This is a genomic window from Pseudomonas sp. NPDC007930, assembly GCF_042958985.1.
In the GTDB taxonomy this organism is placed as follows: domain Bacteria; phylum Pseudomonadota; class Gammaproteobacteria; order Pseudomonadales; family Pseudomonadaceae; genus Aquipseudomonas.
In genome coordinates this window covers 283142-299472 of sequence record NZ_JBIBKC010000007.1, presented here as the reverse complement: position 1 = coordinate 299472, position 16331 = coordinate 283142, and the positions used below count along the sequence as shown (strand labels likewise).

Annotated in this window: 15 protein-coding genes; 7 read left to right on the top strand and 8 right to left on the bottom strand. The window is 64.7% G+C overall.

What is annotated here, in order from left to right:
- Positions 1 to 82 precede the first annotated feature (82 nt).
- Together ACFZCE_RS17235 and ACFZCE_RS17230 are read left to right on the top strand one after the other, a co-directional pair.
- Positions 83 to 559, top strand: coding sequence for a heme-binding protein (locus ACFZCE_RS17235; RefSeq protein ID WP_390941119.1), 477 nt, complete (start codon positions 83 to 85; stop codon positions 557 to 559).
- Positions 560 to 1008: 449 nt separating this feature from the next.
- Complete coding sequence (locus ACFZCE_RS17230) at positions 1009 to 1884, top strand: L-dopachrome tautomerase-related protein (RefSeq protein WP_390941117.1); 876 nt, start codon at positions 1009 to 1011, stop codon at positions 1882 to 1884.
- 342 nt (positions 1885 to 2226) lie between these two features.
- Here ACFZCE_RS17230 and ACFZCE_RS17225 read toward each other — a convergent pair whose 3' ends face one another.
- Genes ACFZCE_RS17225 through ACFZCE_RS17205 form a run of 5 tightly spaced genes read right to left on the bottom strand, consistent with a single transcriptional unit; the run spans position 2227 to position 8750 of the window.
- Positions 2227 to 3138, bottom strand: coding sequence for a hydroxymethylglutaryl-CoA lyase (locus ACFZCE_RS17225; protein ID WP_390941115.1), 912 nt, complete (start codon positions 3136 to 3138; stop codon positions 2227 to 2229).
- A gap of 28 nt (positions 3139 to 3166) precedes the next feature.
- Positions 3167 to 5119, bottom strand: a complete 1953-nt coding sequence (locus ACFZCE_RS17220) for a biotin carboxylase N-terminal domain-containing protein (protein WP_390941113.1) — start codon at positions 5117 to 5119, stop codon at positions 3167 to 3169.
- The gene (locus ACFZCE_RS17215; protein ID WP_390941111.1) at positions 5116 to 5916 is read right to left on the bottom strand and encodes a gamma-carboxygeranoyl-CoA hydratase; all 801 of its coding nucleotides are present in this window, start codon (positions 5914 to 5916) and stop codon (positions 5116 to 5118) included. Before ACFZCE_RS17215 ends, ACFZCE_RS17220 begins: the two co-directional genes overlap by 4 nt.
- A 4-nt stretch (positions 5917 to 5920) precedes the next feature.
- Complete coding sequence (locus ACFZCE_RS17210; protein WP_390941109.1) at positions 5921 to 7528, bottom strand: carboxyl transferase domain-containing protein; 1608 nt, start codon at positions 7526 to 7528, stop codon at positions 5921 to 5923.
- Between the two features lie 58 nt (positions 7529 to 7586).
- Positions 7587 to 8750 (bottom strand): acyl-CoA dehydrogenase family protein, encoded by a 1164-nt coding sequence (locus ACFZCE_RS17205; protein WP_390941107.1) that lies wholly within the window; start codon positions 8748 to 8750, stop codon positions 7587 to 7589.
- Positions 8751 to 9258: 508 nt separating this feature from the next.
- Between ACFZCE_RS17205 and ACFZCE_RS17200 the strand changes: the two genes are divergently transcribed.
- Positions 9259 to 9519, top strand: coding sequence for a hypothetical protein (locus ACFZCE_RS17200; RefSeq protein ID WP_390941105.1), 261 nt, complete (start codon positions 9259 to 9261; stop codon positions 9517 to 9519).
- Positions 9520 to 9803: 284 nt separating this feature from the next.
- On the opposite strand, the gene ACFZCE_RS17195 is transcribed toward ACFZCE_RS17200, so the two are convergent.
- Together ACFZCE_RS17195 and ACFZCE_RS17190 are read right to left on the bottom strand one after the other, a co-directional pair.
- On the bottom strand, positions 9804 to 10280 hold the full coding sequence (locus tag ACFZCE_RS17195) for a ProQ/FINO family protein (protein WP_390941103.1): 477 nt from the start codon (positions 10278 to 10280) through the stop codon (positions 9804 to 9806).
- A 124-nt stretch (positions 10281 to 10404) separates the two neighbouring features.
- Entirely contained in the window at positions 10405 to 12060 is a 1656-nt protein-coding gene (locus ACFZCE_RS17190) for an ABC transporter substrate-binding protein (RefSeq protein ID WP_390941101.1), read from the bottom strand.
- 384 nt (positions 12061 to 12444) lie between these two features.
- On the opposite strand from ACFZCE_RS17190, the gene ACFZCE_RS17185 reads away from it, so the two are divergent.
- Together ACFZCE_RS17185 and ACFZCE_RS17180 are read left to right on the top strand one after the other, a co-directional pair.
- Positions 12445 to 12936, top strand: coding sequence for a cupin domain-containing protein (locus ACFZCE_RS17185; protein WP_390941099.1), 492 nt, complete (start codon positions 12445 to 12447; stop codon positions 12934 to 12936).
- Entirely contained in the window at positions 12933 to 13718 is a 786-nt protein-coding gene (locus ACFZCE_RS17180) for a carboxymuconolactone decarboxylase family protein (protein WP_390941097.1), read from the top strand. Before ACFZCE_RS17185 ends, ACFZCE_RS17180 begins: the two co-directional genes overlap by 4 nt.
- Before the next feature lie 61 nt (positions 13719 to 13779).
- Here ACFZCE_RS17180 and ACFZCE_RS17175 read toward each other — a convergent pair whose 3' ends face one another.
- Positions 13780 to 14208, bottom strand: a complete 429-nt coding sequence (locus tag ACFZCE_RS17175) for a cupin domain-containing protein (protein ID WP_390941095.1) — start codon at positions 14206 to 14208, stop codon at positions 13780 to 13782.
- Between the two features lie 132 nt (positions 14209 to 14340).
- On the opposite strand from ACFZCE_RS17175, the gene ACFZCE_RS17170 reads away from it, so the two are divergent.
- On the top strand, positions 14341 to 15231 hold the full coding sequence (locus ACFZCE_RS17170) for a LysR substrate-binding domain-containing protein (protein WP_390941093.1): 891 nt from the start codon (positions 14341 to 14343) through the stop codon (positions 15229 to 15231).
- 98 nt (positions 15232 to 15329) lie between these two features.
- The gene (locus ACFZCE_RS17165) at positions 15330 to 16040 is read left to right on the top strand and encodes a carboxymuconolactone decarboxylase family protein (protein ID WP_390941092.1); all 711 of its coding nucleotides are present in this window, start codon (positions 15330 to 15332) and stop codon (positions 16038 to 16040) included.
- Positions 16041 to 16331 lie beyond the last annotated feature (291 nt).

The window sequence follows — 16331 nt, the reverse complement described above, 5'->3', positions numbered from 1 at the left end:
GATACTGGCTTCTCGACCTGAAGAGAGAGGCAAGACGATGCGCGCTACCAGCACATTCGTATTACTGGCGATGGGTGGCTTGATGGTTTGCACCGAAGCGTTGGCGGCCCCCCCTGCCCTGATCACCACGCAAAAACTGCCGTGGCAAACCGCGGAAAAACTGGCTGCCGAGGCGGTTCAAACCTGCGCGGCGCAGGGGTACTCGGTGACCGCCACGGTGGTTGACCCCTCCGGTCACCAGCAGGCAGTGATCAAAGGCGACAGCGTGCCGTTGCAGTCGCTATCGGTGGCGTACCGCAAGGCCTACACGGCATTCTCATACGGCCAGGCGTTCAACAAGAACAGCACCAGCGAAATCATCGCGGCCAAGGAAGACGGGCCGGTGAACGGCGCCCTGAATACCGTGCCGGAAGTGCTCTTCATTCCGGGTGGGGTGACCTTGCGCAAAGCCAGCGGGCAAGTGCTGGGCGGCCTTGGCGTCTCTGGCGCGCCGGGCGGCGATAAAGACGAAGCCTGCGCCGCGCAGGCGGTCAAGGCCTTGCAAGGGTCGTTTGGCTAGGCTGCGCCAACGGAACCGATCAGCGCCTCATCCTTCCAACTCAACGTGAGCCATCACCGACCTGTTGCCAAAATGAACGCGCAGGTTTTTTTTGGCCTCGCTCTGAAACCGATTTCAGAGCGAGGCCGGCCTTAGGGTTAATCCGCCAACTGGAGCGCATAGTCGTGTTCACGCGATCCCCCCTAGCGAGTCTCGCAACGCTTGCCAGCCTTTGCCTGGCCCTGTGCAGCGCCACGGCCCAAGGCGACACTCAGGACAGAAGCCTGATCCCCGTGGGCACTGTCGAGGAGGTTGCGGCGTTTGCCGGGCCGGGGCCCTCCGGAATTGTCGTCACGCCCAGCGGGCGAACGTTCGTTGGCTTCCCTCGCCATGCCATTGACCACCCTGGGATGACCCTGGCAGAGCTGGTTGACGGCAAACTCGTCGCCTACCCATCGGCGGCTGCCAGCATGCCGTCACGGTTACCCAACGCCCAGCGTTTGATTTCCGTGCATGGCATGACGCTCGACAGCCAGGGCCGGCTGTGGCTCATCGATGATGGCAAGCAAGCAGGGCACCCCGGTATCGAAGCCGATGCCGCGAAAGTGGTGGGCATCGACCTGCGCAGCAACACCGTGGTGAACACGATCGTGCTGAAAGACGCACTGCTGCAAGATAGCCACATGAATGACCTGCGTATCGACCTGACCCACGGCACACAGGGCATGGCCTACGTGGCCGATTCCTCGTTCGGCGAGCACCCGGCCCTGGTGGTGGTAGACCTTGCCAGCGGCAAACAACGGCGGGTACTGAGCCATGACCCCACGATCAATGCGCAGAAGGATTTCGTGACCCAACTCGATGGCGTGCCGATGCGCTACGACGGTGACCACACGGTGTTCCCGCATGGGGGCGTAGACAGCCTGGCGCTGACCCCAGATGGCACCCGGCTGTACTATTCGCCGCTTACCAGCCGGCACCTGTGGAGCCTGCCCACGGCCGCGTTGGCCAACTTCAGCCTCGACGACCAACAGTTGGCCGCGCAGATCAAGGATGAAGGTGAAAAGGTCATGACCGATGGCATGGACATCGACCGGCAGGGCCGCCTCTACCTGACCGATGCCGAACATCACCAGATACTGCGCCGCTGGCCCGATGGCCACCTCGAGGTGCTGCTGCGTGACCCTCGGCTGGTCTGGCCAGACGGGCTGTTCGTGAGCGCTGACGCAGCTTACGTGACGCTGGGGCAGTGGGATCGCCTGGGTAAGGGGTTCGACACTCGGCAGCCGCCCTACCTGCTGATTCGCACGCCGCTGGAGGGCAGGCCAACGCTGACGGCGCAGTAGCCCGGACCGCGGCGGTGGCGTAGTGCGCTTCACTCAAGCGATCAGCGCGCTGGCTGGAGGGTGAAAAACGCTGATTTTTTCAGGTGGTTTTGTTGAGCGCATGAGCTTCAGGGCCCTTCGCCCGGCACAGCCGGCCTCCCACGGGTTCTGTGTTGCCAAGTAAATCAATCACTTACACAAATCTGGTGGGAGGCCGTGGTCCGGCACTCCGGCTGTGCCGGGCGATGCGCCGGTCTGGTCATGCGCTCAGTAAAACCACCTGAAGTAATGAGTGCTTTTCACCCCCGATCTGGCGCTCTGATTGCTTAAGTGAACAGCATTACGGCACAGCCGGCATCCCGGCTATGCGGGGCGAAGGGCCCCGTAGGCCTGCCCCACCTTTGACCCGTTGCCACGCCCCAAGGCTTTGGAAATACGCACACCCGCCTCCACCAACCGCGGCAAATCAACCCCGGTGTTGATGCCCAGGCCATCGAGCAGGTAGACCACATCCTCGCTGGCCACGTTACCGCTGGCCCCTGGGGCATAGGGGCAGCCGCCCAGGCCGGCCACCGAGCTGTCGAATACGCTGACCTCTTCGAGCAAACTGGCGTAGAGGTTGGCCAGGGCTTGCCCGTAGCTGTCATGAAAGTGCCCCGCCAAGCGCTGCACGGGCACCCGCGCTTTGGCGGCCTCCCACAGGCGCCGGGTGGCGCCGGGCGTGCCACAGCCGAGGGTGTCGCCCAGGGAAATCTCATAACAGCCCATGGCAGCCAGCTCGCCGGCCACCTCGGCAACCTGCCGCGGGCTGATCGCCCCCTCATACGGGCAGCCCAGTACGCAAGACACATAGCCCCGGACCTTCACCCCCGCCGCGCTGGCCGCCTCGATCACCGGCACAAACCGCTCAAGGCTCTGGGCGATGGAGCAGTTGATGTTGCGCTGAGAAAAGCGCTCCGAGGCGGCGGCGAACACGGCCACCTCGTCGGCGCCGTATTCCAGCGCGCGTTCCAGGCCTTTGAGGTTCGGCACCAGTGCCGCATAGGTGGTACCGGGGCGCCGGGTGATCTCGCGGAACACCTGCGCGGTGTCGGCCATTTGCGGCACCCAGCGTGGCGAGACGAAGCTGCCGGCCTCGATGTACGCCAGCCCAGCGGCGCTCAGGTCGTTGCACAGGCGGACTTTATCCGCCAACTGCAACGGGCTTTTTTCATTCTGCAGCCCATCGCGCGGGCCAACCTCGACGATACGAACGGCTTGCGGTAAGCGGTGCATGGCAGCCCCCTGTGGCAATGGCGGTGGATCAACTGGCGGCCGTTGCCGCCGCATCAGCTTGCGCGAGCTCGACCAACGGCATGCCTTCGGCCACCAGTTCGCCCTCGGTGCAAAACAGCGCGGTGACGGTCCCGCGGTGGGGCGCCTTGATGGCGTGCTCCATCTTCATGGCTTCGAGGAGCACCAGCGCAGTACCCGCCTCCACGGCCTGCCCGGGTTGCACCAGCACCGCGACCACACTGGCATTCATCGGCGCGCTGAGCCCGCCTGCCGTGTGCGCCAGCGCCGCCAGCTCAAGGAGCGGGTCCCACTGGCGAACGGTTTCCAGCCGGCCTTCCCACTCCAGGTACAATACCCCCAGGCGCAGGTAGGCAGCCAGCCGTTGCCGCTGGCCCGCGTGGCTGCGCCAGAGGCCATCGGGCGCCGCGTGCAGGCCCTCGAGCGAGCTGAGCGTCACCACCCGCCGTTGCTCACTGGCCATCAAGTGCAGGCGTATCGACGGGCGTGCATTCAGCCGCCAGCCGACCTCAACGCCCCACGGCGCCGGCCCGGCGGCGGCGCGCTGCAACACCACCCAGGCCTGGGCGGCTAACACCCAGAACGCATCGGGTAACGGCGAACGGCTGGGCACCAGGTCTGCCAGGTAGCGCTCGATAAAGCCGGTATCGGCGCCCCCTTCGGCAAAGGCAGGGTGGGCCAGCACCCGCCGCAAGAACCCCAGGTTGGTCGCAAAACCGCCCACCGCGGTGCCCTGCAACATCGCCAGCAGGCGCCCGCGGGCTTGCTCTCGGTCTTCGCCCCAGGCGATCAGCTTGGCCAGCATCGGGTCATAGAACGGCGAGACGCTATCCCCCTCGGCCACGCCGCTGTCGACGCGCCGGCCGTCCCCGGCCGGGGGCTCTTGGTAGAGGCTCAAATGCCCGGAGGCCGGCAGGAAGCCCTGGTCGGTGTCTTCCGCGTACAGCCGCACCTCGATCGCATGGCCGTGCAGCGGCACCTGCGCCTGGCCGATGGGCAGTGCCTCACCGTTGGCCACGCGCAACTGCCAGGCGACCAGGTCTAGCCCGGTGATGGCCTCGGTGACGGGGTGCTCGACCTGCAAGCGGGTGTTCATTTCCATGAAGAAAAACCCGCCGCGGGCATCGAGCAGGAACTCGACCGTGCCGGCCCCTTCGTAACCGATGGCCATCGCCGCCTTGACCGCCGCCTCGCCCATGGCCTGGCGTAACGCCGGTGCCAGGCCTGGCGCCGGCGCCTCTTCGACCACCTTCTGGTGGCGCCGTTGAATGGAGCAATCCCGTTCGTTGAGGTACAGGCAATGCCCGTGGCGGTCGGCGAACACTTGGATTTCGATGTGCCGCGGCTGCACCAGGTACTTTTCAACCAGCATCCGCGCATCGCCGAACGCCGACTCTGCTTCACGCTGCGCAGCGCCCAGGCTGGCGGCGAGGTCTTCTTCGTGCTCGACCACCTTCATGCCCTTGCCGCCACCGCCGGCGCTCGCTTTGAGCAGTACCGGGTAACCGATTTGCCGCGCCGCGCCACGCAACGCCGCCAGGCTTTGGTCTTCGCCATGGTAACCCGGCACCAGCGGTACCCCGGCGGCTTCCATCAGGGCCTTGGCCGCGGCCTTGCTGCCCATGGCGCTGATGGCACTGGCCGGCGGCCCGATGAATACCAGCCCTGCCGCCTGTACGGCCCTGGCGAACGCCGCGTTCTCGGACAAAAAGCCATAGCCTGGGTGGATCGCGTCAGCGCCACTGGCACGCGCCGCGGCGAGGATTTTGTCGATCACCAGGTAGCTTTCCGAGGGCTTGCTGCCGCCGAGGCCGACGGCGCTGTCGGCCTCACGCACATGCCGGGCCGCGGCATCGATGTCGCTGTACACCGCCACCGTGGCGATGCCCATCTGGCGCGCGCTGCGCATCACCCGGCAGGCGATTTCGCCGCGGTTGGCAACCAGTACACTACGGATCGTCATGCTTGCACCTCTTGCCAGGCGGGCAGGCGTTTTTCCAGGAAGGCGGCCAGCCCTTCCTGGCCTTCAGGGCTGACCCGGATGCGCGCAATGGCGGCCTCGGTGAACGCCCGCATCGGCGCCGGCACGTTGCCCGCGCCGGCACCGCTGAGCAATGCCTTGCAGGCCTTGAGCGCCGCCGGCCCATTGAGCAGCAACTGAGCGGCCCAGCGTTCGGCGGTTTGCTCCAGTTCTTCCGCCGCCACCACCTCGCTGAGCAACCCCAGTTCAGCGGCGCGCGCGGCGGAAAACCGCTCTGCAGTCAGCATATAGCGGCGCGCCGCGCGTTCGCCCAGGGCCCGGACCACGAACGGGCTGATCACCCCGGGCACCAGGCCGATGCGCACCTCGGACAAGCAGAACACCGCGCCGCTGGCGGCAATCGCCATGTCGCAGCAACTGGCAAGGCCGACCGCGCCGCCGAACGCTGCCCCTTGCACCACGGCCAGGGTGGGAATCGGCAGCCCGTGGAGCCTGTGCAGCAGTTCGGCGAGCGCTTGCGCATCGCGCAGGTTGGCGGCGTAGTCCAGTTGCGCCGAGGCTTGCATCCAGGCCAGGTCGGCGCCGGCGCAAAAATGTTTACCGCGCCCGCGCAGCAGCAAAAACCTCAGGGTGCCATCGGCCTCGGCCAAGGCCAACGCGGCGGTCATCTCGGCGATCATCTGCGCGTTGAACGCGTTGTGCTTGTCGCTGCGGTCCATCCACAGGGTGGCGAAACCCCGGGGGTCTTTTTCGAGTTGTAACGTGGAGAAGTCGCTCATGGGGTCACATCCTGAATACGCCGAACGCGCTGGTTTGATTCGCCGCGTTGAGGCTGGCGCGCAGCGCCAGCCCAAGCACCTCGCGGGTTTGCGCGGGGTCGATGACGCCGTCATCCCACAGCCGGGCGCTGGAGTACCAGGCATGGGCCTGCTGTTCATACTGGGCGACGATGGGCGCCTTGATTCGCTCGGCCTCGGCCTCGTCGAACGGCTCGCCGGCACGTTGCGCCTGTTCGCGCTTGACCTGCACCAGTACCCCGGCGGCCTGTTCGGCGCCCATCACGGCAATCCGCGCGTTCGGCCACATCCACAGAAACCGCGGGTCATAGGCACGCCCGCACATGCCGTAGTTACCGGCGCCGAAGCTGCCGCCGAGGATCACCGTGAACTTCGGCACCCGCGCACAGGCCACCGCGGTGACCAGCTTGGCGCCGTGCTTGGCGATGCCGCCCTCTTCGTACTTCTTGCCCACCATGAACCCGGTGATGTTTTGCAGAAACACCAGCGGGATGCCCCGCTGGCAGGCCAGCTCGATAAAGTGCGCGCCCTTCTGCGCGGCCTCGGAAAAGAGAATCCCGTTGTTCGCCAGGATCGCCACCGGGTGCCCCTGCACATGGGCAAAGCCGCACACCAGGGTGGTGCCGTACAGGGCCTTGAACTCATCGAGCAGGCTGCCGTCGACCAAGCGGGCGATCACCTCACGCACCTCGAACGGCTGGCGCGGGTCGGCGGGGACCACACCGTACAACTCCTGGGCCGGGTACAGCGGCGCCACTGGCGCCTGCAGCTTCAGCATGCCCAGCGGGCGCCAGTTCAGGTTGGCCACGCAGCGCCGCGCCAGCGCCAGGGCGTGTTCGTCGTTTTCCGCGTAGTGGTCCGCCACCCCCGAGGTTTTGCAGTGCACATCGGCGCCGCCCAACGCTTCGGCGCTGACCACTTCGCCGGTGGCGGCCTTCACCAGCGGCGGGCCGGCGAGAAAGATCGTCGCCTGCTGCCGCACCATGATCGTCTCGTCGCTCATCGCCGGCACATAGGCACCGCCCGCCGTGCAAGAGCCCATCACCACGGCGATCTGGGGGATGCCCGCGGCGCTCATGGTGGCCTGGTTGTAGAAGATTCGGCCGAAGTGCTCGCGGTCGGGGAACACCTCGGCTTGTAGTGGCAGGTTCGCCCCGCCCGAGTCCACCAGGTAAATGCACGGCAGGCGGTTCTGCAGCGCGATGGCCTGGGCGCGCAGATGCTTCTTCACCGTGAGCGGGTAGTAGGTGCCGCCCTTCACCGTGGCATCGTTGGCCACGATCATGCAGTACACGCCCTCGACCAGGCCGATCCCGGCAACCAGGCCGGCAGCCGGCACGGCCTCGGCGTACACCTCATGCGCCGCGAGTTGGCCGATTTCCAGAAACGCCGAGCCGACGTCCAACAGGCAATCGATTCTGTCCCTGGGCAACAGCTTGCCGCGTGCGGTATGCCGCGCCTGGGCATGCTCCCCGCCGCCGTCGGCGATGGCCGCAGCCAGCGCTTGCAGCGCTGAAACCTGCGCCTGCATCGCGCTGGCGTTGCGTGTGTATTCAGGCGTTTTAACGTTGATCGCCGAGTGCAATATGGCCATGTAGCCCCCCCTGCTCATACAGATTCCATAACCGGCCCGCGGGCCGCGCGTGGCGGTATCAACGGGTTTCGTTGAACAGTTCCCGGCCAATCAGCATGCGGCGGATTTCGCTGGTGCCCGCGCCGATTTCGTAGAGCTTGGCGTCTCGCAACAGGCGCCCGGTGGGGAACTCATTGATGTAGCCATTGCCGCCGAGAATCTGGATCGCCTCGAGGGCCATCTGGGTGGCGCGCTCGGCGGTGTAGAGGATCACCCCGGCGGCATCCTTGCGCGTGGTCTCGCCGCGATCACAGGCTTGCGCGACGGCGTACAGGTAGGCGCGGCTGGCGTTGAGCTGGGTGTACAGGTCTGCCACCTTGCCCTGGATCAGCTGGAATTCGCCGATGCTCTGGCCAAACTGCTTGCGCGCATGGATGTACGGCACGATTACATCCATGCACGCTTGCATGATCCCCACCGGGCCGCCCGCCAGCACCACCCGTTCGTAGTCCAGGCCGCTCATGAGCACCTTCACCCCGGCGTTTTCGGCACCGAGGATGTTCTCTTCAGGCACCTCGACGTCGTCGAAAAACAGCTCGCAGGTGTTGGAGCCACGCATGCCCAGCTTGTCGAACTTGCTGCCACGGCTGAAGCCCTGCCAGCCACGCTCGACGATGAACGCGGTAATGCCATGGGCGCCCTTGGCGGCGTCTGTTTTGGCATAGATCACGTAGGTGTGGGCATCCGGGCCGTTGGTGATCCAGGTTTTGCTGCCGTTGAGGATAAAGCGCTCGCCCCTGCGCTCGGCGCGCAGGCGCATCGACACCACGTCCGAACCGGCGTTGGGCTCACTCATCGCCAGGGCGCCGATATGCTCGCCACTGACCAGCTTGGGCAGGTAACGGGCCTTTTGCGCGGCGTTGCCATTGCGCTTGATCTGGTTCACGCACAGGTTCGAATGCGCCCCATAAGACAACGCCACCGAGGCCGAGCCGCGGCTGAGCTCTTCCATCGCGATGGCATGGGCCAGGTACCCCAGCCCCGCGCCGCCATACGCTTCATCGACGGTAATCCCCAGCAGGCCCATGGCGCCGAGCTTGCGCCACAGGTCGGCGGGGAAGGTATTGGTCTGGTCGATCTCGGCGGCGCGGGGGGCGACCTCAGCGGCCACCCAGGCGCGCACTTGGTCGCGAAGCATGTCGGCGGTTTCGCCGAGTGCGAAGTTCAAGCTGGGGTAGTTCATCGTCACACCTGTACTTGTTGTTTGTGGGGTGTTGGATAAAGGCCGCAGGCCGCTTAACGCTGGGGCGCCGGGGTGCTCGTGGCCACGTGGGTGGCAGGGTTGAAGGGGGTTGGGGCGCGCCCTTTAGGTTTGAGTATGGGCGGTGCGCGGTGAAAATTCCGGCGGAAATCATCTTGAGGGGGCTGGTGGGCCTTGTGTGGGGGGCTGGGCCTGGGTGTTGTGGGCCCCCTCCGGTGGCGCGTTTCGTTTGCCCTTTTTCCGTTGATACTGCTCATCCAGAGACTCCTTCGGGTGTGCTGTACGGCAGGGAACGCCTCCCCATGAGAACGCTCTCATAGGCGTAGTAGACGTATTCAAGCCCGTACAGGTTTACGGCCACTCGCCTGTACCCGCGTGCAAGCCCACCCAGGATGACGACGCCCTCGAAGCGCACGTTGTCCAGGCCTTCGACAAGGGCACGATTAACGGCACCTGTATCGACACTCTCGGCAACCTCTACCTCGGCCTGGTGGAAAGCCGCAGTATCGAAGTGGTCGCGCCCAACGGCACGCGCACCACGCTGCTTCAGGACCCGCGGCTGATTGGCCCCGATGCGCTGTTCATCGATGCCCGCCGGCGCTTGCTGATACCGGCCACCCAAGGCGAGCTGATGGCCAACTTCAACAACGGAACCGCCGCGGTGTCGGGTGACTTCCATGTGTATTCGTGGCCGCTGCCCGACGCCAGCGGGAGGGTAGCGTTGGGGCGCAGTACGACCCTCAGAGCCTGAGCCGAGGCCGCGGCTGCTTGGCACAGCCGTCATGCTGTTCACTTAAGCCATTCAGGGTTTCATGGAGGGGATCAATTGGTGAGCCCTGCTGATTTTGTGCATGAGCTTCAGGGCCTATCGCCCGGCACAGCCGGCCTCCCACGGGTTCTGTGTTGCCTCGTAAATCAGGTACTTACACAACTCTGGTGGGAGGCCGGCTGTGCCGGGCGATGGGCCAGTCAGATCATGCGCTCAGTAAAACCACCTGAAGTAATTAGGGCTGTTTACCGCCGGGGCAGCGTTGGTCAGCTAGGCTCAGCCGCGCCTTCATCGCCCGCAGGCGCCTTCGCCCGCTTGCGCCGATCTTGCCCGCGCTGCCGCTTGGCGTGCAGGGCTTGCGAGGCGGTTACCACGCCCGCGGGCTGGCCGTCGAGGTCGAGGCGCTGGGCACCTTCAACCATGCAGGCCCAGTAGCGCGCGCCGCGGCACCAGGTGGCGATCCCCAGCTTGAGCTGCTCCTGGGTGATACCCAGCCGCTCGAGGTGCGCTGCGGCATCCTTGAGAATGCCCTCCTTGAGCGGGACCTTGGGGGCCGGGCTGACCGGGAAGGCCAATGGAAAATGCTTCTGCAGGGGCCAGATGGCCTCGACTGCGGGGTCTTGCGCCCGAGGCTTGGCCGGGGGGGTGGGCGCGCGCTTGGGACGTTGCGGAGTGTCCGCCTTGGCCTGGCGTTTTTCGGCCGCCAAGCGGTCACGGAGCTCGGCTAGTTGTTCAAAACCCATCGTTCAGATCACTGCTCGGAAGTTGATTACGAGGCGCAAGGATAGGCCATCGCGGGCGATACCGCAGCTTAAAAGGTGCAGGGCCGCGCCAGCCGGGGGGCGGGCCCGCCGCCCTTGCAAGGCTTCACGCTTGCGCGGGGGTACTCGCTTTGCTGTCGAACATCGCGGTATCGGCCTTCAGGATCAGCTCATCGAGCAGCGCTCCATCGGCCGGATAATGCGCCACCCCAAGGCTGGCGCTGACCTTGATTCGGTTGCCCTTCCAGAGAATCGGCAGCGCTACCGCGTTGCAGATGTCCAGGGTGATGCGCTCGACATCGCCTCCGTGATGCCCGCCGTCGAGCAACACGACGAACTCGTCGCCGCCCATGCGCGCGGCCAGGTCGCCCTCGCCAATCGCGGATTGAATGGCCGCGGCCGCGTGGATCAACAGGGCATCGCCGGCTTGGTGGCCGAAACGGTCGTTGATCTGCTTGAAGTGATTCAGGTCGATGTAACACAACACCAGATGCTCCCCTCGCTGCTGGGCATCGAGTAGCTTCTGGTTGGCAAAGGGGATGAAATTATTGCGATTGGGCAAGCCGGTCAGGCTGTCATAAAAGGCCAGCTTGTGTACTTCATCTTCGGCACGTTTACGCAACTTGATCTCGTTGCGCAGGTGGCGATGGGCATTCAACAAAACCAGCGCGAACATCAGCGCCAGCCCGCAGAAGATACTGATGTAGACAATCGTTTTGCGCAGGCGCTCAACCAGGTACGGTGGGTTGGGGTCATAAATGAAGTTTTGCAGGTTCTTGATGTCGTTGACCATGCCCAGTTCGAGGAAGGTTTCCGCCATCCGTTGCCAGCGCCCCGGGTTCATATGGCCGATCTCGATCAGGTCGGACAGCACCAGCGGGCGCATGGCGCGCGCCTCGAACTCCAGGTGCTCACGGGTTTTTTCCACCGAATACTGGCTAAGCAGCAGGTCGATGATCTGCTCGGGGTGGTCCATCGCGTAGCGCCAGCCCCGCAGCGTAGCGCGGCGGAACGCCTCGACCCGTTGGGGATGCTCGTCAATCTCGGCCTGGCTGGTGAATAGGATGTCGCTGTAGAAGTCGATCCCGTAGGTCACCGGCGAGATCACGTTGTAGTCCACACCGCGCTGTTGCAGGTAAAACGGCTCGTTGGTCAGGTACGAGTTGAATGCCGTCACCCGCCCGCTGGCGAGATCCTCGATTTGATAACTGCTGGGCAGCAAGCGCAGTTTCTCGAGCGGTATGCCCTCGCTGCGGAACATCGCGAGAAAATCCGCATCGGTCTGTGCATCCATCAACATCACCGGCTTACCGATCAGGTCGTGCACAGTCCGTACACCTTGATCTGTACGCGCCAGTAACACCGACGGTGAATGCTGGAAAATCACCGCCAGCGCGACTAAGGGCTTTCCATGCAGGCGTGCGTAGAGCAATTCGCTGTTGGCCTCGCCATATTGGGCCCGCCCGGCCAGCACCTCTTCGACGGGGGTGACATTGGGCCCACCTTCGTGCAGGCGCACGTCGAGCCCTTCGTCGCGGTAATAGCCTTGTGAGATGGCGGCGTAGTAGCCGGCGAACTGGAACTGATGCTTCCAACGGAGCTGGAAATCAATCACCTGAAGGCCGCCATTGGGCTGGCTGCCTGGGCTGGCCCAGGTAGCCTGGACTGACAACATCACGAACCACAGCAGGCGGCGCAGCCGAACCAACAGGCGCTTCTCCGGCGAGCCTGGCGGGTTAGAGAAGCGACTGAGACTGGGCATGGCGTGAGTCCGGGAATCGCGCAGACGGTTTAGCGAGCGAGGCGTTAGATGTCATTGTGGCATCGCAGAGGCGGCTGGGCAATCGTGGGCCAGGGTATGGCAGGCGGCCGCCCATCGGTTCTGTATAGCGCCATCAGTGGTCGCAAGCGCGGGCATCGCCCTGCCTGCGATGCCCGGGGGGCTTTTGTCTGAACAGGTTACCTCACTCTTCAGCCAATCCCGGCGCCGCGCCTGCCTCTAGCCCCACGCCCCACGAATACCAGGTAAAAGCGGGATGAACCTGTGAGGATGGCTCATCGGTTCATCCCGCTTTTGCCCGGTAGTGCTGGAGCGCCCCCTGCACTAGCGTGTGGGCTCCACGCCCAACAGAGCAGGAGCTTGCCCATGCAAACCGCCTTATTCCTTAGCCGCGTTGCCGCCGCCTTGCTGGCGCCGATCGCAGCCCACGCAGCAAGCAGTGCCCAGGGCCAGGCGATGAGTATCGTGAGAAACGGCGAGCAGCCGGCGATCATGGGCGCCCCCGGCGACTTTACCGGCAACGCGCGGATCGACCCGCTGATGGCCGCGCGGGCGCCGTCCACGGTCAGCGCTGGCCAGGTGACGTTCCAGCCGGGCGGGCGCTCGGTGTGGCACACCCACCCCAAGGGCCAAACGCTGGTAGTTACCGCGGGCACCGGCTGGGTTCAACAGGAAGGCGCGCAGAAGACACCGATCAAACCGGGTGATGTGATCTGGACCCCACCGGGAGTGAAACACTGGCATGGCGCGACCGCCACCACCGGCATGAGCCATATCGCCATCCAGGAGGCATTGGACGGCAAAAACGTGGAATGGCTGGAGCCGGTCAGCGCCGCCGACTACGAGGCCTCCCGATGAACCTCGGCAAAGCAGGCGCCGCCTGCCTCGCCTTGCTACTGGCCGCCTGCGCGGCGCCGGAACGCAACACCGCCAGCCTGCCCGCGGTGCCGTCACTCGAGGCCATGCGCGCCGTCTCACCGGCGCTGGCGCACAACACCGAGGCCACCCTGCTGGGAGAGGTCTGGAAACGCCCGGGCCTTTCACCGCGCGACCGCAGCCTGGTGACCCTGGCGGTGCTGATCAGCAAGCAGCAGGCTGCCGAGCTGGCGTTCCACCTGAACCTGGCCCTGGACAACGGCGTGAAGCCGGCGGAAATCTCCGAGCTGATCAACCACCTGGCCTTCTATACCGGCTGGGGCAACGCCACGGCGAGCATCCTGGTGACCCAGGAGGTATTCGCCCAACGCGGCATCCGCGCCGCGCAACTGCCACCGGTAGCGCCGCCGCTGCTGCCGATCGACGAAGCCTCGGAGAAGGTCCGCACCGCGTTTGTCGACAAGAACGTCGGCCCGGTCTCACCCGGGGTGGTGCACTACACCAGCGCCGCGCTGTTCCATGACCTCTGGCTACGCCCCGGCCTGGCCCCAAGGGACCGCAGCCTGATCACCGTCAGCGCGTTGATCGCCACCGGCCAGGTGGCCCAGTTGGGCGCGCACCTGAACCGCGCCATGGACAACGGCCTGACCCAGGCTCAAGCCTCCGAAGTGCTCACCCAGTTGGCGTTCTACAGCGGCTGGCCGAGCGTGTTTACCGCGGTACCGGTGGTAAAGGACGTGTTCGCCAGCCGGCAGCAAACCTGAATCGCGGTGCAGCATGAAGGATCAGCTAACAACCGGCGATGGGCCGTCGCAAACGCCACGCTCACTCGGTAACCAGTACACCGCCCAGGTACTGCTCATCCGTTACCGGCTCCATCCAGTCAGTGTTCTTGCCGTCGATGGTTTCGGTCACCGCGAAGTGCGACATCGCGGTGGTCGCCGCGGCACCGTGCCAATGGCGCTTGTTGCAGGTGCACGTAACCAGATCGCCAGCGCGGATTTCAGTGCGCGGGCCGCCCTCGCACTGCGTCCACCCCACACCGGTCAATACCACCAGCACCTGGCCTTGAGGGTGGGCATGCCAAAAGGTCCGTGCCCCCGGCTCGAAGGTCACGATGGCCCCGACCGCCTGGCCCGGCGCTTCGAGCTGGAAGGCATTGTCGATGCGCACGGACCCGGTAAACCACTCTTGCGGCCCCTTGAGAGAGGGTTTGGTGCCGCTGCGGATGATGGTCTGGCCAGAATTGCTCATTGAATTCACTCTCCAGTGTGCGGGTTGGGCCACGCGAACCGGACCCATTGAAAACCGTGCCAGCACTGTAGAGCGTTGATGACTACAGCACTAGGTGGCAAGATCGGCATACACTCATGCTGTGGTGAATAAATGCCTGCCCCCGACCTCAATCATCTTGTCGCCCTGCTGACCGTCGCGCGCCAACGCAGCTTTACCAAAGCCGCCGCGCAACTGGGGGTTTCGCAGTCGTCGCTGAGCAGGACCGTCACCGCCCTGGAAAGCCAACTCGGGATGCTGCTGCTCACCCGCACCACCCGCAGCGTGTCGGCCACCGAAGCGGGCCAGCGCTTGCTCGACTCGGTGGCGCCCAAACTCGAAGAGATCGAGGCGGAATTGCTCGCCGTGGCCGAATTGCGCGAAAAACCCGTCGGTACCGTGCGCATGACCGCCACCGACTATTCGGCCAATCAGTACGTATGGCCGAAGCTGCAAGGCCTGCTGCAGGCGCACCCGGAACTGCGGATTGAACTGCTCAACGACTACGGGCTGTCCGACATCGTCGCGGACCGTTTCGACATCGGCATTCGCCTGGGTGATCAAGTCGAGAAAGACATGATCGCGGTGCGCATCGCCCCGGATGAAACCATGGCGATCGTGGGTTCGCCTGCCTACCTCGAGCACCACCCGGCCCCCACCGCACCCCACGGGTTAACGGCGCACAACTGCATCAACTTGCGCTTGCCCACCCGTGACACCCTGATGGCCTGGGAGCTGAGCAAGGATGGGCAAGCCATCAATGTGAAGGTCTCCGGGCAGTTGGTGTTCAACAATTCCTACCAGATGCTCGACGCGGCGTTGCAGGGCTTCGGGCTCGCCTATCTGCCCAAGCCCATGGTCGAAGCGCACGTGCGGGCAGGCAGGCTGGCCTGGGTGTTGGAAGATTGGTTTCCTACGTTCACCGGTATGCATGCGTACTACGCAACGCGCCGGCAGTCGTCACTGGCGGTGCGAATGGTGATTGCGGCATTGCGAGACCACTGAAATTAATGCACAAGAGGATAAGTGCATCCCCATTCTTGTGCCTAATCAGCTGAAGGTGCGCTCGCTAGACTGGGCCATCCATACGATGGAGACACCGGATGACTGCCCTTACCGCCGAAACCCCAACGCTTGCGCAGATCGCTGGCATTTCTCCGGCGCTGAAAAAATTCACTGAAGACGACGTACTGGGCAAGCTGTGGAGCCGCCCTGAGCTGTCCCGCCGGGACCGCAGCGTGGTGACGTTGGCCGCCGTGATTACCCGCAACCAAGCCGCGGAGCTGGCGACCCAGCTGGAGATGGCGCTGCAGCACGGCGTGACCGCCCGCGAGATTTCAGAAATCATCACTCACCTGGCTTTTTATGCCGGCTGGGGCAACGCGATAGCCGCCATCTTGCCCGCCCAGCAGGTGTTCGCTCGGCACTCTATCGACCCTGGCGCATTGCCCCAGGTTGACGATGTGCTACTGGCCCTGGATGAGCAGGCGGAAGCCCAGCGTGCAGCCCAGGTCGAGAGCCATTTCGGCGCCACCGCGCCCGGCGTGGTGGCCAACACCACCGGTTACCTGTTCCGCAACCTGTGGCTGCGCCCTGCCCTCGCGCCGCGTGACCGCAGCCTGATCACCGTCAGCGCGCTCGTGGCGGCAGGCCAGGTGGCACAGATCCCTTACCACTTGAACCGAGCGATGAACAACGGGTTGAAACAGGAGCAGGCGGCGGAGGTGCTGACGCATCTGGCGTTCTATGCCGGCTGGCCGAACATCTTCTCGGCGATGCCGGTGTTCAAAGAGGTGTTTGCTGGGCGTTCGTAATCACGCTGCGAGCGCGCGGGCTGCGTGATGACCTCGGGCAGGGCGAGGCGTTGTGGCTTGTAGGGCGAGCGCGCCTGAGCTGGAGGGCCCCAGGCGCACTACCCACCCCACAAACAAAAACGCCGCCCGGCTTTCGCCGGGCGGCGTTTTTGAGAATCTGGAGCGGGAAACGAGACTGGCATCGGCGGCCTGAGCCGTTGATGGGTAACGGGTTTTTCTCGGTCCCTAAACAGGGATGGACTTGAATCTGGGCTTGTTTGGCAGTGCCGTCAATAGAGACGCCTAGCCTAG